Origin of the sequence: Vibrio sp. 10N.239.312.C11, from assembly GCF_041466065.1 — a bacterium.
Lineage (GTDB): Bacteria > Pseudomonadota > Gammaproteobacteria > Enterobacterales > Vibrionaceae > Vibrio > Vibrio tasmaniensis_A.
The window spans coordinates 1-22771 of sequence record NZ_JBFSRZ010000067.1; the positions used below are offsets into that span (position 1 = coordinate 1).

The 22771-nt window shown below is 44.3% G+C and carries 19 protein-coding genes; 9 read left to right on the forward strand and 10 right to left on the reverse strand.

Annotated elements, in window-relative coordinates; translation table 11 throughout:
* The coding region (locus tag AB6D07_RS20490) for a hypothetical protein (RefSeq protein ID WP_372140747.1) at positions 1-280 on the forward strand (280 nt) is incomplete at its 5' end.
* A gap of 289 nt (positions 281-569) precedes the next feature.
* Here the strand turns inward: AB6D07_RS20490 and AB6D07_RS20495 are convergent.
* Entirely contained in the window at positions 570-2636 is a 2067-nt protein-coding gene (locus AB6D07_RS20495; RefSeq protein WP_372095961.1) for a DEAD/DEAH box helicase, read from the reverse strand.
* Between the two features lie 309 nt (positions 2637-2945).
* On the opposite strand from AB6D07_RS20495, the gene rnb reads away from it, so the two are divergent.
* Complete coding sequence (rnb, locus tag AB6D07_RS20500; RefSeq protein ID WP_017102451.1) at positions 2946-4952, forward strand: exoribonuclease II; 2007 nt, start codon at positions 2946-2948, stop codon at positions 4950-4952.
* A 114-nt stretch (positions 4953-5066) separates the two neighbouring features.
* The gene (locus AB6D07_RS20505) at positions 5067-5873 is read left to right on the forward strand and encodes an AraC family transcriptional regulator (protein ID WP_017102452.1); all 807 of its coding nucleotides are present in this window, start codon (positions 5067-5069) and stop codon (positions 5871-5873) included.
* Between the two features lie 258 nt (positions 5874-6131).
* Here the strand turns inward: AB6D07_RS20505 and AB6D07_RS20510 are convergent, their stop codons facing one another.
* Positions 6132-6494 carry a DUF3024 domain-containing protein gene (locus tag AB6D07_RS20510; protein ID WP_012600988.1) on the reverse strand — a complete coding sequence of 121 codons (363 nt, stop codon included), beginning with the start codon at positions 6492-6494 and terminating at the stop codon, positions 6132-6134.
* A gap of 253 nt (positions 6495-6747) precedes the next feature.
* Here AB6D07_RS20510 and AB6D07_RS20515 point away from each other — a divergent pair, with 253 nt between their 5' ends.
* On the forward strand, positions 6748-7563 hold the full coding sequence (locus tag AB6D07_RS20515) for a phosphate ABC transporter substrate-binding protein (RefSeq protein ID WP_009844791.1): 816 nt from the start codon (positions 6748-6750) through the stop codon (positions 7561-7563).
* A 232-nt stretch (positions 7564-7795) separates the two neighbouring features.
* On the opposite strand, the gene AB6D07_RS20520 is transcribed toward AB6D07_RS20515, so the two are convergent.
* The 3 genes from AB6D07_RS20520 to AB6D07_RS20530 all read right to left on the reverse strand — a co-directional run bounded on the left by AB6D07_RS20520 (position 7796) and on the right by AB6D07_RS20530 (position 13115).
* Positions 7796-8482 carry a MaoC family dehydratase gene (locus AB6D07_RS20520; protein WP_009844790.1) on the reverse strand — a complete coding sequence of 229 codons (687 nt, stop codon included), beginning with the start codon at positions 8480-8482 and terminating at the stop codon, positions 7796-7798.
* Between the two features lie 332 nt (positions 8483-8814).
* Entirely contained in the window at positions 8815-11967 is a 3153-nt protein-coding gene (locus tag AB6D07_RS20525; RefSeq protein WP_017102453.1) for an efflux RND transporter permease subunit, read from the reverse strand.
* A gap of 11 nt (positions 11968-11978) precedes the next feature.
* On the reverse strand, positions 11979-13115 hold the full coding sequence (locus AB6D07_RS20530; protein WP_029222826.1) for an efflux RND transporter periplasmic adaptor subunit: 1137 nt from the start codon (positions 13113-13115) through the stop codon (positions 11979-11981).
* A gap of 259 nt (positions 13116-13374) precedes the next feature.
* Here AB6D07_RS20530 and AB6D07_RS20535 point away from each other — a divergent pair, with 259 nt between their 5' ends.
* Positions 13375-13818: a dCMP deaminase family protein gene (locus AB6D07_RS20535; protein WP_004731749.1), complete on the forward strand. Its 444-nt coding sequence runs from the start codon at positions 13375-13377 to the stop codon at positions 13816-13818.
* Between the two features lie 115 nt (positions 13819-13933).
* On the opposite strand, the gene AB6D07_RS20540 is transcribed toward AB6D07_RS20535, so the two are convergent.
* The 3 genes from AB6D07_RS20540 to pepT all read right to left on the reverse strand — a co-directional run bounded on the left by AB6D07_RS20540 (position 13934) and on the right by pepT (position 16764).
* On the reverse strand, positions 13934-14776 hold the full coding sequence (locus tag AB6D07_RS20540) for a mechanosensitive ion channel family protein (RefSeq protein WP_009844787.1): 843 nt from the start codon (positions 14774-14776) through the stop codon (positions 13934-13936).
* Between the two features lie 211 nt (positions 14777-14987).
* On the reverse strand, positions 14988-15455 hold the full coding sequence (locus tag AB6D07_RS20545) for a DM13 domain-containing protein (protein WP_017098691.1): 468 nt from the start codon (positions 15453-15455) through the stop codon (positions 14988-14990).
* A 76-nt stretch (positions 15456-15531) separates the two neighbouring features.
* Positions 15532-16764, reverse strand: coding sequence for a peptidase T (gene pepT / locus AB6D07_RS20550; protein WP_017102455.1), 1233 nt, complete (start codon positions 16762-16764; stop codon positions 15532-15534).
* Positions 16765-17113: 349 nt separating this feature from the next.
* Here pepT and AB6D07_RS20555 point away from each other — a divergent pair, with 349 nt between their 5' ends.
* The 3 genes from AB6D07_RS20555 (at position 17114) to AB6D07_RS20565 (ending at position 19587) form a co-directional block, all read left to right on the forward strand.
* Positions 17114-17260 carry a hypothetical protein gene (locus AB6D07_RS20555; RefSeq protein ID WP_009844784.1) on the forward strand — a complete coding sequence of 49 codons (147 nt, stop codon included), beginning with the start codon at positions 17114-17116 and terminating at the stop codon, positions 17258-17260.
* A gap of 348 nt (positions 17261-17608) precedes the next feature.
* Positions 17609-18661: an aldo/keto reductase gene (locus AB6D07_RS20560; protein WP_017102456.1), complete on the forward strand. Its 1053-nt coding sequence runs from the start codon at positions 17609-17611 to the stop codon at positions 18659-18661.
* A 191-nt stretch (positions 18662-18852) separates the two neighbouring features.
* Entirely contained in the window at positions 18853-19587 is a 735-nt protein-coding gene (locus AB6D07_RS20565; protein ID WP_017102457.1) for an RNA methyltransferase, read from the forward strand.
* Between the two features lie 97 nt (positions 19588-19684).
* Here AB6D07_RS20565 and fdxA read toward each other — a convergent pair whose 3' ends face one another.
* Positions 19685-20008: a ferredoxin FdxA gene (gene fdxA / locus AB6D07_RS20570; RefSeq protein ID WP_009844780.1), complete on the reverse strand. Its 324-nt coding sequence runs from the start codon at positions 20006-20008 to the stop codon at positions 19685-19687.
* A 254-nt stretch (positions 20009-20262) separates the two neighbouring features.
* Between fdxA and AB6D07_RS20575 the strand changes: the two genes are divergently transcribed.
* Positions 20263-21894, forward strand: coding sequence for an NAD(P)/FAD-dependent oxidoreductase (locus AB6D07_RS20575; protein WP_017102458.1), 1632 nt, complete (start codon positions 20263-20265; stop codon positions 21892-21894).
* 81 nt (positions 21895-21975) lie between these two features.
* Here the strand turns inward: AB6D07_RS20575 and bluB are convergent, their stop codons facing one another.
* Complete coding sequence (gene bluB / locus AB6D07_RS20580; RefSeq protein ID WP_017102459.1) at positions 21976-22644, reverse strand: 5,6-dimethylbenzimidazole synthase; 669 nt, start codon at positions 22642-22644, stop codon at positions 21976-21978.
* Positions 22645-22771 lie beyond the last annotated feature (127 nt).

The window sequence follows — 22771 nt, forward strand, 5'->3', positions numbered from 1 at the left end:
ATACCCAGCAACTCGCTGCAAAAACCAGCTCGAAAGATCAACACGCCCTAATTTCTACTCGATTAAGTTAACTAGAGTGAATCGAACCAATGCACGTAATCCGCCTAGCCCCCTTCCCTTTTCTCTGCTTATCATTGCCGATAACTTTTTGCTCGATTTCTCAATTGCTCAATTGCTCAATTGCTCAATGTTTGCATCAAAAAGATCACAAGAGTTGGGAATAGTGAACGACGAAATCCGATCTTCTTTTAATTGCATTCGAGTACAACTCTACGAATAAATGAACTGTAACGTCGCTTAGATGGCCTTCACTCATTGTTTTAGTATCTTGTAGCACGTTATTTCAATATAGAATTAGAACGCGATACAGCTAAGTTTAGGCGCTAACATTAGATATAGGGACGACGTTTAGTTGAAGTAAGCTGCCGAATATATAGAACTAACCAAAGCTTAAGTTCAAATAGCAGGCACAAAAAAGCCGAGCACTAAGCTCGGCTTTTAAATTCGCTATTTAAGCTATTCACCTATAAGCACTTGGCTTGTAAGTTTCACTTAAAACTAAAGGTTGATTAACCTTCGTTGCGCTCTGGACGACGACCGCGGTTGCCGCCATTGCCTGCTGCGTTGCCATGGCCACGTTCGCCACGGTGGTTACCACGGTGATCGCCACCACGGTTACGGTCGAAACGACGCTCGCCATCACGGCCGCCAGCTGAGTTACCATCACGTGCGCCGTCACGGTTGCCACGGTAGCCACCACGACCGCCATTGCCGCCTTCGCGATTACCGCCTTCACGGTTACCACGGTAGCCGCCGCCATCACGACCGCCACGACCGCCATCACGACCGCCACGACCGCCATCACGACCGCCGCCACGACGAGGCTCACGGAAGTCGTTGAAATCAACAACTACAGCGCCAGCTTCTTTTTGACGAATACGAAGTTTGCTTAGCTTACCAGCAGTTTCAGAGTTCATTGCTTTTGGCAGTTGAACGTAAGTAGAACCTTGGTCTAGCTTGATAGCACCGATAGAACCTTTAGTTAGGCCAAGTTCGTTTGCTAGTGCGCCAACGATGTCTTTAACCTGAACGCCTTGCTCACGGCCAACTTGTAGTTGGTACGTATCCCAATCTTGCGTATTGAAGTTACGATCGCCACGACCATTGTCACGGTCTTCACGACGCTCTTTGCGACGGTTCTTATCACGCTCAATAGCAGCGATCATTGGGTCTTCGCCAACGTAGAATAGAGGGCTCTTACCTTGCTGACGCTTAAGAAGCATTGCAGCTAGAGTAGCAGCATCAACTTCTAGAGATTCTTGTAGTGTAGAGATTAAACCTGCGAAGTTTTCTAGAGCTTTGCTCTCTTTCTCAGTTTCAAGCTCAGCACCAAGCTTAGCAACACGTGCAGCAGCAACTTCGTCACGTTGTGGAAGTTGGATTTCTTCCATTTGAGACTTAGTTACACGCTCGATTGTGCGAAGCATACGGATTTGGTTAGTGCGAACTAGTAGGATCGCTTTACCTTTACGTCCAGCACGACCAGTACGGCCAATACGGTGGATGTAAGATTCAACATCGAATGGGATGTCGTAGTTAAATACGTGAGTGATACGTGGAACATCAAGACCACGTGCTACAACGTCAGTTGCAACTAGGATATCGATAACACCTTGTTTGATGTGATCAACAGTGCGCTCACGTAGAGACTGAGGAATATCACCGTGCAGTGCAGCAGCTTTGAAGCCACGTGCAGATAGCCAATCAGCTAGACGCTCAGTGTCTTGACGAGTACGTACGAATACGATTGACGCGTCAGTTTCTTCAGTTTCAAGAAGACGAGACATTGCTTCGTCTTTTTCTACGCCTTTAACAACCCAGTAGTTCTGCGCTACTTTGTCAACTGTGTGGTTAGTACCAGCAACGTCAACTTTAGCCGGGTTACGTAGGTAACGGTCAACAATAGTCTTAACCATTGGAGGCATAGTCGCAGAGAAAAGTACACGTTGTGCAGATTCTGGAGCTTGCTCTAGGATCCAAGTAACGTCATCTACGAAGCCCATTTTTAGCATTTCATCTGCTTCATCAAGAACAAATGTATGTGCTTCATCTAGGTGTAGACGGTCACGAGTTAGTAAGTCTTTAACACGACCTGGAGTACCAACAACAATGTGAGCACCGCGGCTTAGAGCGCGCATTTGGTCAACAATTGAAGCGCCACCGTAGATTTCAAGAACTTTAAGACCTTTGATATCACGGCCTAGGTTTTTGATTTCCGCAGCAACTTGAATCGCTAGCTCACGAGTAGGAGCCATGATGATTGCTTGTGGTTTATGTTGGTTCAGGTTGATTTTGTTAAGTAAAGGCAGAGAGAATGCTGCTGTTTTACCAGTACCAGTCTGTGCTTTACCTAGTGCGTCACGGCCTTCAAGAAGAAGAGGAATAGCTGCTGCTTGGATTGGAGTCGGAGAAACGAAACCCATGCTATCAAGAGCTGAAAGAATGTTTTCGTTTAGGGCTAATTCATTAAATTGAATTACAGATTCGGACATTGGGATCCCACTATATATAAGTAAACAAAAGGTCCCGGGAGCTCTATCAATTCCAATACTGATCCAATCAGATACTGATTCCATTCAGAGTTACGAAGCAGTAATAAAACACTTCAAGCCATTAGGGACGTCTAAGGGAGGCGGATTATTCCTTAAATGCATAAAAAAAGCCAGAAAAAATTGAAATACATCACATATTTTTCGGTTTCACATCAACACTGGCTATCATATCGTCAAAACTTGATGAATATCTCGTCACAGCACCAAACTTCTAGCAAATTGACCTAGTTAAATAAGAGGGCAATTAATTAACGCTCACTTCGCCTTTAAGTAGTAATCAAGCCTCGCAATGATTATAGTGTGCTCAATTGTCCTCGATAGATAAAAGTCAAAATGTTTCAAGATAATCCTCTACTCGCTCAACTCAAACAGCAAATCCAAGAAACCCTCCCTAAAAAGGAAGGTACGATCAAAGCCACTGAAAAAGGGTTTGGTTTTCTCGAAGTCGATAGCAAAACTAGCTTCTTCATCCCACCGCCGTACATGAAAAAATGTGTGCACGGTGACAAGGTGATTGCCATCATTCGCACAGAGAAAGAGCGCGAAGTTGCAGAGCCAGAGGAGTTGATTGAACAGGGTCTTACTCGCTTTATTGCACGAGTTAAGCTTTTCAAAGGTCGATTGAACGTTGTTCCAGATCACCCGCAACTGAAAAAACTGCAGCTTAAAGCGAAAGCAAAGAAGGGCTTGAACCCTGAAACGCTTAAAGAAGGCGACTGGGTTGTTGCTCATATCGTTCAACACCCGTTAAAAGGTGACAACGGCTTCTTGGCTCAAATCTCTGAGAAAATCACAGACGCTGACGACAAAATCGCGCCTTGGTGGGTAACGCTAGCGCAAAATGACCTACCAAACAGCGAACCTGAAGGCATCGACGACTGGCAGATCAAAGACGACGCTGATCTTGAACGTGTAGACATGACTCACGTCCCTTTTGTGACTATCGATGGCGAAAGCACAAAAGATATGGACGATGCGCTTTACGCTAAGAAGAAAGAGAACGGTGATTTTGAACTGACTATCGCAATTGCTGATCCTAGCGCTTACATCTCTCCAGATGATGCAATGGATAAAGTGGCTCGCGAGCGTGGTTTCACTATTTACCTGCCTGGTCGTAACATCCCAATGTTGCCTCGCGATCTAGCTGACAACTTATGTTCACTCATAGAGAACGAAGTTCGCCCGGCACTTTGCTGCACAGTAACGGTATCTAAAGATGGTGTTATCGGTGATGACATTAACTTCTTCGCTGCAAACATCAAATCTCACGCTCGTCTTGCTTACGACCACGTATCAGACTGGCTAGAAACAGGTGCATCAGAGAAATGGCAACCGTCAGAAGAGATTGCTGCGATTGTTTCTGACCTTCACCAATTTGCTCAAGCACGTTCAGCGTGGCGTTCTGCAAATGCGGTTGTGTTCCCAGATCGCCCTGATTACCGCTTTGAACTAAGCGAAGACAACGATGTTGTCGCTATCCACGCGGACATGCGTCGTAGCGCAAACAAGTTGGTTGAAGAGTCGATGATCAGCGCGAACATCTGTGCAGGTCGAGTATTAAAAGAAAGCTTTAACCAAGGTGTCTTTAACTGTCACTCTGGTTTTAAAGCTGAGAAAGTAGCAGACGTTCTGGAGCTGGTTAACCCAGAAGCCGAAACACCGTTCACTGAAGAGCAGATCGTTTCTCTAGAAGGTTTTTCCACTCTGCGTCGTTGGTTAGGTTCTTTAGACAACAGCTACTACGACAACCGTATTCGTAAATTCCAAGCATACAGCGAGATCAGCAATGAACCTGCGCCGCACTACGCAATGGGATTAGACATTTACGCAACTTGGACTTCTCCAATTCGTAAATACGGTGACATGATTAACCACCGCATGCTTAAAGCACACATCCTAGGTAAAGCGCCAATTCAAACACCAGACGAAACCACTGGTGATGAACTTGCCCTGCACCGCCGTCACCACGGTATGGCTGAACGTAACGTTGGCGATTGGTTGTATGCTCGTACTCTAGCGAACGCTCCAGTTGAAGAAACTCGTTTCCAAGCAGAGATTTTCGATATTAACCGCGCAGGTATGCGTGTACGCCTACTTGACAATGGTGCAGCGGCGTTTATCCCTGGCTCTCTCATTCTTGATAATAAAGAGAGAATAGAGTGCAACGGTGATATGGGTACTGTATCTATCGATAAAGAAATGGTATACAAACTGGGAGACGTTTTAGAAGTAGTTCTCTCAGAAGTTAATCAGGAAAACCGTAACTTGGTAGCAAAACCTACACAAGTTTTTGCGGACTTGCCTAGCGAGCCTGAAACGACAAATGAAACCGAAGCCTAATTTCTAATAGGTTTACTTCTAAAGGCGCTAATTATTAGCGCCTTTTTTGTAAATGTCTCATGCTTAAACAATACTTAAAAAAGCAATTAATCTACAACGCCAAAGAAGTTCACTATGCCATCAATCACGGTCACTCAATTCAGAAACTTTATTCCCAGGAAACGCGAACGCTACCCCGCCTCTAAAAACGGTATTTTTATGGTATCGAAAGGAAGCATATCTTTTATGCTGCCCAATGGCACCCAAGCCTCGTTAAAAGCGGGAGATTTCACGCTTTACAATTCTGGTCAGATTAAAGACATCACGGTCGACACTGAAAATGGTGAGTTTAGTGCGATTTGCTTAGATTTTGATTTGGCAATTTTCCAAAAGTTCATAAATCAGTTCAGTGATTTAGAATCCACTCAAACTCCAGATAAGTACATTAAGTTCAATCAAACGGATACCGAAATATGCCAATTGAAAGAGCTCATCATGTCTCTGGCCAATTCATCGACTCAGAATGATTACGCACTCACCCAACTAGGCTTAGGTTTGCTGTCTTTAATGGTTGAGCAGTATCCGGAACTATTAGCGATTATTAGCCGAATTTCTAGATTGACGGTGACACAAAAGGTCATCCATTACATTGAACAGAATATAGAAAATAATATCTCACTCGATACCCTAGCCAGCTATATGGGGATGTCACCAGCCACACTTAAACGCCGTTTATCGGCGGAAGACCTTTCGTTTTCAAACCTCTTAAAGATAAAGCGAATCGCCCACGCATCCACACAACTAAGAACATCGAACAAATCGATTACTCAAATTGCTTATGAATCCGGGTTTAAAAGTGCGGCGCATTTTAGTACCGCCTTTAAAACCTATCACGGTAAAACACCAAAAGATTTCCGGTCTTTGGTTTCACAATCTTATTAATACCAATCGTAGTAAATCACTGATCACTTACTCACTGTGATTGGTATAACTACGCAATCTTATTGGCATAATTTGAAGTGACATCCATCATTTATAGTGATGCAGATAGTTTTAGTAACATAGATCGTTTTACTGACGCAGATAAGCTTTATTAACGTAGACTGTTTTTAGTGACTCAGATAGGTTGTAATGTGGTGAGTTAAAAAAAAGTTGTTCGTTTTAGGTATCAAGCCCCTCGCAAACATCTCAACAGAATAATCACGACCAGAAGTACGATTTAGGGTCTTTTTCTATTTCAGACAAAATAGCATCAAGATCCTTCGATTGAGGTAAGTAAGGATAAGGCCCCCAATTTACTGAATCGGTTTCTACATCACCTTCTAGCGGCACCATTACCAACCAACATGACAGTGACTCATCAAAACTAACGCAGGCGATCTCATTTGTGTAATCGCTATGAGATGAGTCGAGCAGATAATGAGCCTGAGAAAACAGCACACCACCCTCACACTCTTCATAAAGGGATTTGCCTAGCTCGACAGGTAAACTGCGATTTCGAGATGTACAGAGCTTCTCAGCTCCAATTAAAAGACGATTCAGTTCGATATGAATGACGGACATAACACCCCTTGTAACTTCATAGAAACTTCTAAGTAGTGAATTCCTTTGTTTAGCTTAGGACTCAACCAACATTTTAGCGAACTAGCGCAAACAAAATACCCGTCCTGCTCCCAGAAACGAATCCTGCTTTTGTAAACCTAACTCGCTTTCACTCATCAAGCTAATAGCGACACATTGAGCGGATAGAATTTCACAAAATTGTCATATAACCGACCTATCATAGCCGGCAAATGTTATTAACTAGGAGTTGTTTATGTTACGAGTCGCGCTTGCCTCTCTTTTATCCTTAGCCCTGTCTTCTCACGCTGCTTTTGCACAAGAAACCAATATTTCGGGCTCCACTTCCGTATCACGTGTGATGGATGTATTGGCTGAGGAGTACAACAAGACTCACCCTGATAACTATATTGCGGTTCAAGGCATCGGTTCTACAGCGGGTATTACCATGGTCAATAAAGGTGTCGCTGATATTGGTATGAGCTCACGTTACTTAACTGACCGCGAACAGGGCGAAAAATTGAAGGTATTTCCAATTGCCTTTGACGGCCTAGCCGTCGTGACTAACCGTTCAAACGGTGTAAGCAACGTTACACGTGAACAGCTATTCGATATCTACAAAGGAAAAATCACAAACTGGAAAGCCATAGGTGGTGCGGATCAACCTATCGCAGTTGTAACTCGTGAAGCTTCTTCGGGTTCACGTTACAGCTTCGAGAGCTTACTTGGTTTGACTAAAATCATTAACGACCGTCTAGTGTCTGACATCAACCCAAATAACTTGGTTGTAAACAGCAACAGCATGGTAAAAACGATTGTTAACCATAACCCACATGCGATTGGATTCATCTCTGTTGGCTCTATCGACCGTTCGATCAAAGCAATCACATTTGAAGGAGTTGAGCCGACATCTAAGAACATCGCCAACCACAGTTATGAATTGGCTCGCCCATTCTTATTGCTGCACAAAACTGAATCAGTTTCTGACGAGAGCAAAGATTTCATTAAGTTCGTGAAGTCAAAACAAGGGCAAGATCTTATCGAAGAGTACGGTTACACGCGCATCAAGTAACTATAAACGCATTAAGTAGCTACAAACGCATTAAGTAGCTACAAACGCATTAAGTAGCTACAAACACATTAAGTAACTACACGCGTATCAAGTAAGATAACGACTTTTGTGATGTTGTTAGGATGCTGATGATATCGCCTTGATAGACAAAAACAAAAAGAGAGAGCCTTAAGCTCTCTCTTTTTTTGAATCTATAATCTTCGCTAAAAGCAATTCTACTTATAAAAAAGCTCTAGAAGTGAAGTTGAATCACCGAAACAATCACAGCACCAGGACGACGGATGCCTTCGATCTCTACGCGGATTTCGCGTTCAATCTCTAGGCCTTTCTTAATTGGCGTTACTTTTGTTAGCGTACTTTTAGCGCGAACGTTACTGCCCGATTTTACAGGGTATGGGAAACGTACTTGGTTAAGACCAATGTTTACAACCATCTTCGCCGTTGGGAATTGAGATTTGTCAGGATCAACACTGTCTGTCAGTCGAGGAAGCAGAGACAAAGTCAGAAAACCATGTGCAATGGTTGTTTTGAACGGAGAATCTGTTTCAGCCTTAGAAGGCTCTGTATGAATCCACTGCATATCTTCAGTAACGAGGCCAAACTGGTTGATTCTGTCTTGGCTTACATTGATCCAATCACCAGTATGGATCACTTCACCGATCTGCTGTTCAAGCTCATCAAATACAAGTTGTGCTTCTGGCTTAAGTACGATCTGTGGTTCAACAGGCATCTCTGGCGCATCTTCATTGACAGCAGGTTTGTGGTGATCACGAACCCACGCAAAGAAATGACTATTTTGCGTGCGATTCAGAAAGTCTCCCCAGTAATCTCTAAGAGCTGGAGACATCCATTGCATAAACTCTGAGTGTTGCGAAGACACGCTGTCGCCTCGGTGTTTAAATAAATCAATGACTTTCATAAGAACCTCAATGCACAAAATATTTCAATATAACTTAGTAATTTTGAAACACTTCACACTATTGTGCAAATACTTTCGAGCATACAAGTGTTAGCCGAACACTTATATATCCAACAAAAACAACAACCTAAAAATAAAACACCATTTTATTGGAGAGCTTTAATTGGAGTATTAACTCTACCTTATAATAAACATTTCATTATATAAACAGATTCTTTATTCACAAGTGGAATAAAAAAGGCTTAGCACAATGCTAAGCCTTCGTTTTTACAAGAAATCAATTACCAAGGAGAAACCTTGTAAAGGGCTCATCCTACAAGACACTAACTTCCCTATTCATCGTCCAGTGGAATCAACTTGGTATTGCCACCGTGTGCCTTCTCACGCTTACGTTGCACGAATGCATAGAAGCCAGGGATTAGGAACGTACCCGCTAACAACACACATAGCAGGCCACCAATCAGAGAAATACCCAATGAGTTTTGACTCACGTGACCAGCACCCGCAGCGAAGATAAGCGGGAATATACCTAAAATGAATGACCAAGACGTCATGTTCACAGCACGAAAACGCAGCGTACCGCCCTTCACCGCCGCATCTTCAATCGGTGCGTCTTTCTCTTCACGCTCAACCTTTGCGAATTCAACAATCAAGATTGCGTTCTTCGCGGCCAAAGCTATCAAGAGAACCAAACCAATTTGTGCATAGAGATTCAGCGGTGTGCCTGTCAGGTTCAGCGCCAAGAAAGAACCTAAGGTTGCAACCGGTACCACTAAGATAATCGCTATAGGGATTGTCCAACTCTCGTACTGCGCCACCATGAACAGATAGATGAAGATCAGAGCCAGTGCAAAAGCAAAGATCGCTTGGTTGCCTGCCAATACTTCTTGATAAGCCATGCCTGTCCATTCGTACTGGTAGCCTTGAGGCAGCACGTCAGCTGCGACACGTTCCATTGCAGCAATCGCATCACCGCTTGAGTAACCCGGTGCTGGTTGGCCTTGAATCACCGCACTGCGGTACATGTTGTAACGCCATGCTACGTCTGGTTCAAAGATCTGATCGTAAGTCACCAATGTGCTTAACGGGATCATCTCGCCATTAGACGAACGCACGTGGAATCGTTGTAGGTCATCCATGCTGCTACGGTGTTCACTGTCTGCTTGCATGGTGACACGGAAATTCTTACCAAACATGGTAAAGTCATTCACGTACATTGATCCAAGATTGCCTTGTAGCGTTTGGAATATTTCCGACAGCGGAATACCAAGTTGTTGCGCTTTCTCACGATCAATATCGACATAGTAGTGAGGTACATTAGCGCGGAAGGTACTGAAGGTATGTGAAATCTCAGGCTGTTTGTTTGCCTCAGCAATCACGTCATTCATGACCATCGCTAGATCAGTGCGGCTACGACCTAATGTATCTTCGAGAACAAACTCAAAACCAGACGCAGCACCCATGCCCGGTACAGCTGGAGGTCCCATTGCAAATACAATCGCCTGAGGCAGTTCTGTTGCCGCTCGGCCATTAATACGTTGTGAGATAGCTTGCGCTGAATGTTGACCGTCCAGTGCGTTACGCATGTCCCAATCGTGGAGCTTGATGAACATCGACGCACCATTCGAAGCTGAAGCGCCCGTCATGAATGCATAGCCGTTAACCAGTGTCACACCATCTACGCCCGGCTCTTGCTCAACCATCTCTAGTAACTGCTCTGTCACATCTTCTGTACGAGACAGCGATGCCGCGTCAGGAAGCTGCACGTTAACCAGCAAGATGCCTTTATCTTCTTGAGGTACGAAAGCCGTAGACGTGGTTTTCGCAAAGTAAGTTACCGCTGCTAGTGCCACAACAAAGAAGGTAAACAGCAGAACACCCTTTTTCACAAGGAAGCCTGCAATTTGACCGTATTTGTTGGTTACAGATTCAAGACCACGGTTAAACGCTTGGTACCAACGTGCTGTGTTACCACCGCCCTGCTTAAGAACCAATGAACACAATGCTGGTGACAGCGTTAGAGCGTTAATAGAAGAGATCACAACCGCAATACAGATGGTCAGAGCGAACTGACGATACATAATGCCGGTAATACCTGGCAGCATCGCTACTGGGATGAATACCGCTAACAGAACCAAGGTTGAGGTAACAATTGGCCCCGTAACTTCTTTCATTGCGATAAGCGTTGCTTTTCGCGGTGAAATGGTAGGATCTTTGGCCATCGTAGTATCGACGTTCTCGATAACCAAGATCGCATCATCTACTACGATACCAATCGCCAAAATCAAACCAAACAGGGTTACTGTATTAATGGTAAAGCCGGTCATCTGCATGATCGCAAAAGTACCAATCAAAGATACCGGAATCGCAACCACAGGAATCAAGGTTGCACGGGCACTGCCCAAGAACAAGTACGTTACTGCGATAACCAGCAAAATTGCTTCGATGAGTGTTTTAACTACGCCTTTAATCGACTCAGCAACAAAGAGTGTGGTGTCGTAACTCGCCTCGTAAGCAACGCCTTCAGGGAAATTTTTGCTTAGGTTGTCTAGCATCGCCATGACTGCTTTACCACTTTCCAGCGCATTAGCGTCTGACTGAAGTGACAGCGTTACGATTGAAGCGTCTTGACCACGGTATTTACCGTTACCATCGTAGAACTTTTTACCTAGCTCAACACGTGCAACGTCTTTTAAATAAACCGTTGAACCGTCTTGATTTGCACGAAGCACAACATTTTCAAACTCATCAGCCGTTTCTAATCGGCCTTTTATTACCAAGTTGAATTGCACTTCTTGCGCGTTGTTATAAGGTGCAGCTCCAATACGGCCAGCTGCGACTTGAGCGTTCTGCTCCGCCAAAGCGCGATTCACATCAGAGGTAGTTATATTGAGGTTAGCCATTTTTTCAGGATCTAACCAAACACGCATCGCGTATTCACCACCACCCAACACGTTAACTTCACTAATGCCCTTTACACGAGCCAATTGGTCTTTAATGTTCAAGTTCACGTAGTTGATAAGGAATTGGTCATTGTACTCTCCGTTCGGCGAGTAAAAGTTCAATACCATCAATAGGTCAGGTGAACGCTTCTTGACCGTTACACCCACCATTCTTACTTCTTGTGGAAGTTTCGATTCGATCTGAGCAACGCGGTTCTGAACGTTGACCTGAGCCATATCAGCATCAGTACCGACATCAAAGGTCACGTTAAGGTTGTATGAACCATCATTAGCACTTTTAGAAGACATGTAGATCATATCTTCTACGCCATTCACCGATGTCTCTATGGGGTCGGCTATCGCCTGTTCCACCACTTCAGCACTCGCACCCGTGTAGAATGCCGACACACTGACCGATGGTGGGCTAATTTTTGGATATTCGGCCACTGGTAAGATAGCGAGAGAGATCGCACCCGCCAGCGTTAATATTATGGATATGACAAGGGCAAACTTAGGCCTTTGAATAAAGAAACGACTCAACATAAATAAGCCCCTTACTCAGCTTGTTCAGCAGTAGGTTGAATGCGAACAGACATACCATTACGCACACGCTGTAAGCCTTGAGTGATAACTGCGTCATCCTTCTCTAGTCCAGAGTGAACAATCACACCACCTTCAACTTGTCTACCCATCTCGATGTTTCTACGCTCAGCGACAGGCGCACTCTCGCCTTCAACCAAAACCATCACAAAGTCACCTTCAAGGTCGGTTTGAACTGCACGACGCGGAATAGTCACAACATCAATAGATTGCTTTTCACGTAGATCAACGCGAACGTGTTGGCCTGGAAGTAATTGCTGGTTCGGGTTATCAGCAATGGCGCGCATCGCGATCGTACCAGTATTGAGGTTGATACGGTTACCCAAGAAATCAAGCTGACCTAGATGTTCGAACGCTTCACCATTCTCAAGCATGATCTGAACTTCAACACCTGCAGAATCGCTGCTGCCGTCGCCTTCGATACGATCCATACCCAGCTCAATACGCTCACGCTCACTGATGCTGAACGATGCATGGATTGGATCTAGGCTAACCAAGGTGGTTAATACACCTGAAGACGGTGAAGCCAGATCACCCGTGCTCACTTTGGTGTCACTGATTCGTCCAGAGAAAGGCGCAATAATTTTGGTATGAGAAAGCTGGACATTGGCTGCATTGAGTTGTGCTTGACTTGCTTCAAGCTGTGCCTGAGAACCCAATAAGTTTGCTGTCAATGCATCAAATTCCGATTGAGAAATACTCCCCTTAGGGAGAAGGTTCTTACCTCGGTTAAAATCAAGCTCGGCTTTTTTAAGGTTCGCGTTCGCTTGAGCAACAGACGCTTTTGCGCTTGCTACTTCAGCTTCAAATGAAGAGGGTTCAATGGAGTACAGTAATTGCCCCTTTTCGACCATTTGACCTTCATTGAAATGACGGCTTTGTAGATAGCCAGAAACCTGCGCTGTGATAGCCGTGTCTTCAACGGCTTCAATACGACCGATGTACGACTTACTTTGCTGGTGAGAAACAACGCTAACATCCTGTACTGCTACGAGAGGTAGAGGCGCTTGCTTGGCATTTTGAGCATCTTGCCCACATCCAGCAAGAATAAGAGAGCTTGCAAGAGCCGTAAGGATCAACTTTTTACGCATAGTTATACCGTCACTTGTTAGTATTTGAACAGTATAAAATTTACGTAACACACCCGTTACTATTGTCCGAGGAATATCAATTATAACGAACCAAAGTGTATCAATATGTTAATTGAAACTAAGTGCTTATAAAGTAATTACAAACGCGTTACAATTTCTAAGTAAATCAACCTCTCAGCTTTTGTTCTCTATGGATATTGTCTAACATCATGTATTGTCGGGCAGATAAGCATTCACATTTAATTGTTAAGGAATTCTCATGATTTCAAAATGGGCTAAACGTTTCTATCAAATGGCGGAATTGGTCGGTTCTTGGAGTAAAGATCCTTCAACTCAAGTCGGCGCCGTCATCACTAAGCACAACCGTATTGTTTCAGTTGGCTTTAATGGCTACCCACATGGCGTGTCTGATAGTGCGGATACTGACGATCGCGAGATGAAATACCTCAAGACACTTCACGCTGAAGAAAATGCAATCTTGTTTGCTAAACGTGATTTAGACAGTTGTGAAGTTTGGGTCACTCACTTCCCTTGTCCGAACTGTGCAGCAAAAATCATCCAAACTGGAATTTCAGCGGTACATTGCCCAGAGCAAAGTGAAGATTTCCTTTCTCGTTGGGGAGATAAGATCAAGATAAGCCAAGATATGTTTGAGCAAGCTGGTGTAGAAGTAGACTGGTTGCCACTCGCTGACCTGGATTAATCTCTAACGCTAGGTCTCAGGTCTAAGTCTAGATCTCAAATACAAAAAAGCCGAGAGTCGATATTATCGCTCTCGGCTTTCTTTTTATTCGGACTTGTTAGCTTCCAGCATCGTATTAGTCACTTGAGGGAAATGCCAACGCGTAAGCTTCCATGAAATCTTTACGAATATCTTGCTCTAAATGAATCGCTTTTTCGGTCGGACAGAAGATCATAAAGTGCACTTCTTGCTCACCTGTCGAACTGCTTGTGATATGGATGTGAGGCTCAGAACCCGGAAGGTCAACACCGGCGTGCTTTTCGATCACACCATTGTAACGACGGGCAACATCGATAAACTCTTCACAATGCTCTTCAATTTTCACGATAAGACCCGGCACCATAGGGTATAGGTTTACAAAGTCTTTCACCGTCACAAAAAAGTTATGATAAACATAGCGCTTCATGAAGTTGAGGTTCTTTACCGGATAAGTGAAGAACATGCTATTAGGCAGCGTGGCAGTCTTGCCAGTGAAGTGATATTGCCCATGATACAAATCGATTTCTTGAATCACAGTCGCCATCAAGTTGTGCTCAATCACCTCACCGCTGATTTTGCCCACTTCAATCCAATCACCAATTCGAAATGAGCGAGAACTCGCACGCTGAATAGAGCCAGTAAAACAGAGAATGATCTCTTTTGAAGCCACGACTATCGCAACCGCAATAGCAGTAACAGACAGCGCAAATTCGCTGATTTCGGATTTCCACAGCACGAATAACGTCACAACAATAATCGCGAATGTGCCGTTTTTGGTACGTGACATCCAGTTACGTTGGTCTTCACTAAGAAAAGCGACATCACCACGGATTCGAGACAAAGTGATTCGTCGGATTATTAATATAATGCAGATGATCAGCACACTAAAAATAAACTTATTAGCGAGTAAGAAATCTATTACTTGCCACATCTTTTCCATTATTTATTCCTTTGTATTACAACAATTAAGCTTTATAACGACGATCATTAAAGCGATGAGCTTTACAGCGACTGACTCAATCCAATAAACGCATTATAAAAAAGGACTCAAAAATAGAGCGCTCCTTTTCATGCTTTTATCAGCTATTAGGCCGTGTTGACCTTTCGCGGTTAAATTTTGTTCGAAAGATCAACACGCCCTAGTAAGGCTATCATTTTATCTTGGCAGAAGTAATAAATTGGCCAAAAGTTTCACACCAAATCACAACCGTATTAAATCGATTAAGATCAGTACCTTCTGGGAGGTTAACCATAAATCGGTCGAATGTTTTTACATCTCCGACTCTCAGTAACTCACTCTTGCTGTCATTGAATGCCTGTTCGGTTTCAATAAACTTAGGTGATAGGTAAACCTTATAATCCGGCCCCGGCGCCAATTCACCTTCAAAAGCTATCGCACTTTCAGAGACAGAGACGATGCCCTCTCCCCAATGCAAAAAGTCACTGTCTTGTCGGTCTTTGGTGAACTCACCTGTATAGATCGCCTGCTGACTGATCGCTTCAACAGAACTTGAGGAAGGAGAATCAGGCTCAATCAAGATAGGTAGTGCGTAGACACCAAGCCCAAAACCAAAAGCACCCACGGCTAAGTGGGTGCAAAGTAAAACTAACTTTTTCATCGCGTACTCCCTTATACTTAAAGAGAGTATTAATGAATACTCTCAAAAATACAAAGAGATATCGCGTTTTAGACGGCTATTTTTGATAGTGAATAGCTGTACGTTGAGAGAGTTTCACGATCACTTCTACCGCTTTTTCCATGCCTTGAATGGTAATGAACTCATGAATACCGTGGAAGTTGTAGCCACCGGTAAAGATATTCGGACACGGTAGCCCCATGAAAGATAAGCGAGCACCGTCTGTACCACCTCGGATAGGCTTGATCATTGGCTCAACATCACACTCAATCATCGCTTGCTTCGCTAATTCAATAATATGTTGATGCGGTTCAACCATCTCTTTCATATTGAAGTAGCTATCGGTTAGCACCAGCTCAACACGGCCTTTCTCAAGACGCTCATTCAGCTCATCCACTTTCTGTTGCATGAATGCCTTACGCGCTTCTACACCCTCACGTTCAAAATCACGGATGATGTATCCCAGTTCAGAGCGAGCCACCCCCATTTCAGCCGACTTCAGGTGGTAAAAACCTTCATAACCTTCTGTGCACTCTGGTGTTTCTTGTGCAGGCATCATCAGTTGGAATTGCGCTGCAATGTTCATTGAGTTCACCATTTTACCTTTGGCGGTACCTGGGTGAACGTTCACGCCATGACAGATAACATCAGCGCTCGTGGCATTAAAGTTCTCAAATTCCAACTCCCCTACTGGCCCACCATCGATGGTGTACGCCCACTCGGCGCCAAATTTTTCAACGTCAAACAGGTTCGCACCGCGGCCAATCTCTTCATCCGGTGTGAAACCAATGCAGATGTCGCCATGTTTGATGTCTGGATTCGCTTTCAGGTAAGCAATCGCACTGATGATTTCAGCGATGCCCGCTTTGTTATCGGCACCAAGCAGAGTTGTGCCGTCAGTCGTAATAAGGTCGTGACCATGTAAAGAATCAAGGTCTGGGTATTGGCTTGGGTTCAAACTCTCGCCACTTTCACCTAATTCAATCGTTCCACCTTGGTAATCTTTAATCACTTGTGGTTTCACATTTGCTCCTGAAGCATCAGGAGCGGTATCCATATGCGCCACAAAGCCAATCGCAGGCACTGGATAATCGACATTCGACGGCAGTTTCGCCATCAAATAGCCATTTTCGTCTAAAGACACATCAACTAACTCTAATGCAACCAATTCTAACTTTAAGGCTTCAGCAAAAGTAATTTGACCCGGTGAACTTGGGCATTGCTGATTAGAAGGATCGGATTTAGTATCAAAAGTAACGTAATTCAGGAAACGTTCTACAAGCTTTTCCATAATTCATCTCACCATGGATTAAGTAATTGATTTACTGACCTAATTATTAAGATAGATAAGCGATGTATTTTTAGACAAATACGTACGCAGAGTCAGTCGCGAGGCTTTTCATCTTACGCCCCTGACCATGTATGTAATTGCTCTAAATCATTGTTGTGCGAAATTAGATGCGCTTCCTATACTTGAAAACAGAGGGTTTCGTCAGTTCAACATTGCATACGGATGATAAGCGATCGCTTTGTACGCATTCTACGCCCTCCGCTCTCAGCCTAAAAAAAGTACAAAGTGGATGATGATCACAATTTATCCTTGATGCAGAATCTGTCATACGTTACACGGAGACACAGTTATGACGATTAATAAATATTTCATTTTCTCTCCTCAAGCCTCTGAGGAAACGCTTCAACCAGTATTAACTGAGAAAGAAGTTCAAAGGCAGGAAGCTCTAAGACAGGCGCAATCTCAAGGTGGTTTTGACACCAACGCGACCTCGTAACTTAATCAATACTCAGAACTTGTTTATAGAACCCCTAAAAAAGAGCTCTACTTCTCGTTGATGTAGAGCTCTTTTGTCTCTGAACCTTTCTCCTATCCCAATGCAGCTTCATTCAGGCGCCTGATCTATTAACACCTTGTTATCTATCGCGTCTTTTGTATGTTGCTTCTCAATCATCAAGCAGACTCATTTGTTGCAATGAGAAATGATTCATTAAACTTGTCCAAGCCATACCCTGTGTTGCCATTTTGTGCTAATAATTTATATTCGTTTTCATTCCTCACTCGCCCTCTTTCAATATCCACACTGCGAGCACTAACGAGCCTCACTACAGGAACCCCGAATTTAATGGAATACTCAAAATTAGGAAGTAGTCAAATTCCCGTTTCCCGAATCTGCCTTGGCAGCATGACTTGGGGGCTGCAAAATACGCAACAACAAGCTGACCAACAAATCGAATACTCGCTAAGCCAAGGTATTAACTTTATCGATACCGCAGAGATGTACGCAGTACCACCGTCTCCAGACACCTACGGTAAAACGGAAGCAATCATAGGTAACTGGTTAGCTCGCAATCCGCAGCGCCGCCAAGAAGTCATCATCGCCAGCAAAATTGCAGGTCCGGGATTGCCTTGGGTTCGAGATGGCGGGCCAATCACGGGGGAAGCTGTAATTGCAGCGGTTGACGCTTCACTAGCGCGTTTACAAACGGACTATATCGACCTTTACCAACTGCATTGGCCAAACCGAACGACGCCTCACTTTGGCAAGCATTTCCCGAATCATATTCGATTCAGTGATATCGACCGAAAGCAGCATGAAGCGGAGATGCTAGAGATCCTCCAAGCACTAGCGGGCTGCATTAAAGCCGGAAAAATCCGTCATGTTGGTTTGTCTGATGACACCACTTGGGGCATTAACACTTACCTTAAACTCAGTGAGAAGCATGATTTACCGCGAATGGTCTCTATTCAGAATGAATTTAGCCTGCTGCACGCGAAAGACTGGCCTTATTTGATTGAAAACTGTGTGCACGAAGACGTCGCCTACCTACCATGGTCACCGTTAGCAGCGGGCATGCTGAGTGGCAAATACATTGATGGTGCGAGACCAGAAGGAAGCCGTTGGACTTACATGCAGCGTAAAGGGATTTTCCGCGACACTGAGTCTGCCAATGAAGCCGTAAAAGGATATGTCGAAGTTGCGAACGCTCACGGATTTACACCGAGCCAACTAGCTTTAGCGTGGTGTAATCAAGTTGATGGTGTCACCTCCACTATTATTGGCGCAACCACAATGGAACAACTGAAAGAGAACGTAGCAGCGTTCAGCAAACCGTTGTCAGAAGAGATCCTTACCGATATCAACACAGTGTTTAAGCGCTACCCTGCCCCATATTAATCATACAGGTCAGCTAATCTTGGGTTCAGCTTAATGTTAGATGATTAAATCAGATAAGAGCGCGCTATTTAGTGCGCTTTTCTTTTTTAAGTGGGTTGCTTTTGCTTTTTAGTGGATCGCATTGAGTTATCACGCTTTTGGTTATCCAACCTTTGCTCTATAATGCGCGGGCTTATATCTAGGATAAAAACATGATTTCAAAAAACCAATTAAAACTCCTTCGTGCTTTGGGCCAAAAGAAACAACGTAAAGCCCACGGCCTGTTTCTAGTTCAAGGTGAAAAAAACGTACTTGAGCTGTTCAATAGTGACTTAGTCGTAAAGAACGTCTTTGCTACGGCTGATTTCTTATCTGAAAATCACGCGTCACTGTTTGAGTTTGATTGTGTTGAAGCTTCACTGGATGACCTAACCAGAGCGAGTACTTTGGTGAGTAACAATGCGGCGATTGCTGTTGTTGAGATTCCAACGTTTGAATTACCAAAAGCTACTGGGTTAATGATTGCACTGGATGGTGTATCTGATCCGGGCAACCTAGGTACGATTATTCGCGTAGCAGACTGGTATGGCATTAAGCATATCGTTGCGAGCAGCGATTGTGCAGACCCATACAACCCGAAAACGATCAGCGCGACCATGGGCAGCTTTGGCCGAGTACACGTAAGCCAAACAGACTTACCTGAATACTTAGAGCAAGCGAACCTGCCTGTTTACGGAGCGTTCTTAGAAGGTGAAAGTGTTCATAAGACGGAATTTACTGCCAACGGTATTTTACTGATGGGCAGTGAGTCTCACGGTATTCGTGAACACGCCGCTAAATTCGTGACAGACAAGATTACGATTCCAGCATTCGGTGGCGCAGAGTCTCTGAATGTAGCAATGGCGACAGGTATTATTCTCGACAACATGCGTCGTCAGCATAGCTAAATTTCATAAGCTAACGAGCCAGTCGACACTGCTCAGATATTAAAAAAGGCGTATTGATTAAATCAGTACGCCTTTTTATTTGAGTTCTTTTCAACAATTACTTTTCTAGCATTGCCAACTTATCAGCGACACCATTCCACTTTTCAGCTTCATCCATCGGTGCTTTAACTTCAGTTTGTACCGGCCAGATTTCGGCAAGCTCGGCATTCACTTCAATAAAGATCTTTTGATCTTCTGGCAGATCATCTTCTTGGAAGATCGCTTGAGCATCGCATTCAGGTACACATAAACCACAATCAATGCATTCGATTGGGTTGATTACCATGAAATTCGGGCCTTCATGGAACGCATCTGCGGGGCATACCGCCACACAGTCTGTGTATTTACATTGAATACAGTTATCGCCTACGACAAATGCCATGATGCTCTGCTCTATAAGTTAGTCAAAATTGAAGAATGGAGGATAATACTCATCCCAAGGCAAAATTCAACATCATACGGCTCTAATATCGTGTCTATTTGCTCCATGTTTCCAAATTAGTATGACAGATAAATCAATTTCTCGTAAAATGCGCGCCATTGTGAGCTTATCGCTTCTTTCAACATCAGCGTTTTCATCAAACTCTGCGTTTAGAAGCGGTCTAGCTAAGACACCTATAAAGACGAGACATCGAAATGATACGTTTAACCGAAATTAAACTCCCTCTAGACCACGAAGAATCAGCCATTCAAGACGCTATTGAAGCGAAGCTTGGCATTAATTCTGATCAGGTACTTTCTTTTAATATCTTTAAACGTGGCTACGATGCTCGTAAGAAATCAAAAATCTTACTTATCTACACGCTTGATGTTCTCGTTGAAAACGAAGCTGAGTTGTTAGAGCAATTCATTAGCGACCCGCATGTAAAAGTGACTCCTGACATGGAGTACAAATTCGTGGCTAAAGCGGTTGAGAACCAAACTGAGCGCCCTGTCGTTATCGGTTTTGGCCCTTGTGGTTTGTTCGCAGGCCTAGTGCTTGCTCAAATGGGCTTCAATCCAATCATCGTTGAGCGTGGTAAAGAAGTTCGTGAACGTACGAAAGATACCTTTGGTTTCTGGCGTAAGCGTACACTGAACACTGAATCAAACGTACAGTTTGGTGAAGGCGGCGCAGGTACATTCTCTGACGGTAAGCTTTACAGCCAAGTTAAAGATCCAAAGCACTACGGCCGTAAAGTAATCGAAGAATTCGTTGCTGCAGGTGCACCTGAAGAAATCCTATACGTAAGTAAGCCGCACATCGGTACCTTTAAACTGGTTACCATGATCGAGAAGATGCGTGCTTCTATCATTGAGCTAGGTGGCGAAATCCGATTCAGCACTCGCGTTGATGACGTTCACATGGAAGACGGTCAAATCACTGGCTTGACGCTTTCTAACGGTGAAGAGATCAAATCTCGCCACGTTGTACTGGCTGTTGGCCACAGTGCTCGTGACACGTTTGAAATGCTGCACGAACGTGGCGTTTACATGGAAGCTAAGCCTTTCTCTGTTGGTTTCCGTATCGAACATAAGCAAGCGATGATCGATGAAGCTCGCTTCGGTAAAAACGCAGGTAATCCTATCTTAGGTGCAGCGGACTACAAATTAGTACACCACTGTAAGAATGGCCGCACTGTATACAGCTTCTGTATGTGCCCGGGTGGTACTGTGGTTGCCGCGACTTCTGAAGAAGGCCGCGTAGTAACCAACGGCATGAGCCAATACTCTCGTGCAGAACGTAACGCAAACAGTGCCATCGTTGTGGGTATCGACCCAGAGCGTGATTACCCAGGTGACGCACTAGCAGGTATCCGCTTACAACGTAAATTAGAAAGTGCCGCTTATGTTCTAGGTGGCGAGAACTACGACGCCCCTGCACAGAAAATCGGTGACTTCCTGAAAGGTCGCGATCCAAGTGAAATCGGTGAAGTAAAACCATCATTCACGCCAGGTATCCACCTAACTGATATTTCAAAAGCGCTGCCTGATTTTGCTATCGAAGCGATTCGTGAAGCAATCCCAGCGTTCGAGAAGAAGATCAAAGGTTTCTCTACGCCAGATGGCCTACTAACCGGTGTTGAAACTCGTACGTCTTCTCCTGTATGTATCAAGCGTGGTAAAGACTACCAAAGCATCAACCTTAAGGGCTTCTTCCCTGCTGGTGAAGGCGCAGGCTACGCGGGTGGTATCCTATCTGCTGGTATCGATGGTATTAAAGCGGCGGAAGCGCTGGCACTGTCAATGGTAGAGCAGAACCAAGCTGAGAAGATTGAGATCGCTTAAGATCTCAGTTTAAAGCAAGTATCAAAAAGGGCTCAATGAGCCCTTTTTTAGATCTTAATATCAGTATTCCTAGCGTAGCTGTTACTTTTCATCAGTCTCTAACTGCCTAGGATTCCACTTACCTTCATGAATCGCTGAATTGACGTCTCTTCTTGGTAACCAACCCATGGTTTCAAGTTCTGGCTTATCTTTGAAGTGGTCAACGTAACCAATGCACAGGTACGCCACAATATCGATGTTTTCTGGTATATCTAATGCGTCTCGCAGTGTTGAGTCATGCAGGATACTCACCCACCCTAAGCCTAGGTTTTCGGCTCTAGCTGCCAGCCATAGGTTTTGAACCGCACACACGGTGCTGTACAGATCCATCTCTTGTTTGATGGTTCTACCTAACACGACCTTTCCGGTTCGGTTGCGATCGCAAGTCACGCAGACACCGATCGGTGATTCGACGATGCCTTCCAACTTTAGACGCTTATACATTGCCTGCTTTTCATCGGTGAACATTTCCGCGGATTCCGCATGAGCCTGATTAAAACCGGCTTTGATTTGTTGCTTGGTTTCGATATCACGGACAACGACAAAATCCCAAGGCTGCATAAAGCCAACACTGGGAGCATGGTGCGCTGCGGTTAGCACACGCATCAAAACGTCTTCTGGGATCTCATCAGGAAGAAACTGACCACGAACATCTCGGCGAGAAAAAATCGTTTTATATACTGCATCGCGTTCATTCGGCGTAATTTCCATACATCCCTGTCTTATCGTCGTCTTATTGAGCCAGTATTATCCAACTAAAGTGTCTATGTTGCTAGGGCGTGCTGACCTTTCGTGGTTAAATTTTGTTCGAGATAAAAGCGTTTTAATCGCGGCGAGG

What these genes read in the sequence shown, in the direction of transcription:
- AB6D07_RS20575 (WP_017102458.1), top strand. Translation starts at nt 20,263, where the DNA reads ATGATACGTTTAACCGAAATTAAACTCCCTCTAGACCACGAAGAATCA.
- AB6D07_RS20565 (WP_017102457.1), top strand. Translation starts at nt 18,853, where the DNA reads ATGATTTCAAAAAACCAATTAAAACTCCTTCGTGCTTTGGGCCAAAAG.
- AB6D07_RS20520 (WP_009844790.1), bottom strand. Translation starts at nt 8,482, where the DNA reads ATGAAAGTCATTGATTTATTTAAACACCGAGGCGACAGCGTGTCTTCG.
- AB6D07_RS20525 (WP_017102453.1), bottom strand. Translation starts at nt 11,967, where the DNA reads ATGTTGAGTCGTTTCTTTATTCAAAGGCCTAAGTTTGCCCTTGTCATA.
- AB6D07_RS20505 (WP_017102452.1), top strand. Translation starts at nt 5,067, where the DNA reads ATGCCATCAATCACGGTCACTCAATTCAGAAACTTTATTCCCAGGAAA.
- bluB (WP_017102459.1), bottom strand. Translation starts at nt 22,644, where the DNA reads ATGGAAATTACGCCGAATGAACGCGATGCAGTATATAAAACGATTTTT.
- AB6D07_RS20530 (WP_029222826.1), bottom strand. Translation starts at nt 13,115, where the DNA reads ATGCGTAAAAAGTTGATCCTTACGGCTCTTGCAAGCTCTCTTATTCTT.
- fdxA (WP_009844780.1), bottom strand. Translation starts at nt 20,008, where the DNA reads ATGGCATTTGTCGTAGGCGATAACTGTATTCAATGTAAATACACAGAC.
- AB6D07_RS20545 (WP_017098691.1), bottom strand. Translation starts at nt 15,455, where the DNA reads ATGAAAAAGTTAGTTTTACTTTGCACCCACTTAGCCGTGGGTGCTTTT.
- AB6D07_RS20560 (WP_017102456.1), top strand. Translation starts at nt 17,609, where the DNA reads ATGGAATACTCAAAATTAGGAAGTAGTCAAATTCCCGTTTCCCGAATC.
- AB6D07_RS20540 (WP_009844787.1), bottom strand. Translation starts at nt 14,776, where the DNA reads ATGGAAAAGATGTGGCAAGTAATAGATTTCTTACTCGCTAATAAGTTT.
- AB6D07_RS20495 (WP_372095961.1), bottom strand. Translation starts at nt 2,636, where the DNA reads ATGGAATCAGTATCTGATTGGATCAGTATTGGAATTGATAGAGCTCCC.
- AB6D07_RS20555 (WP_009844784.1), top strand. Translation starts at nt 17,114, where the DNA reads ATGACGATTAATAAATATTTCATTTTCTCTCCTCAAGCCTCTGAGGAA.
- AB6D07_RS20535 (WP_004731749.1), top strand. Translation starts at nt 13,375, where the DNA reads ATGATTTCAAAATGGGCTAAACGTTTCTATCAAATGGCGGAATTGGTC.
- pepT (WP_017102455.1), bottom strand. Translation starts at nt 16,764, where the DNA reads ATGGAAAAGCTTGTAGAACGTTTCCTGAATTACGTTACTTTTGATACT.
- AB6D07_RS20515 (WP_009844791.1), top strand. Translation starts at nt 6,748, where the DNA reads ATGTTACGAGTCGCGCTTGCCTCTCTTTTATCCTTAGCCCTGTCTTCT.
- AB6D07_RS20510 (WP_012600988.1), bottom strand. Translation starts at nt 6,494, where the DNA reads ATGTCCGTCATTCATATCGAACTGAATCGTCTTTTAATTGGAGCTGAG.
- rnb (WP_017102451.1), top strand. Translation starts at nt 2,946, where the DNA reads ATGTTTCAAGATAATCCTCTACTCGCTCAACTCAAACAGCAAATCCAA.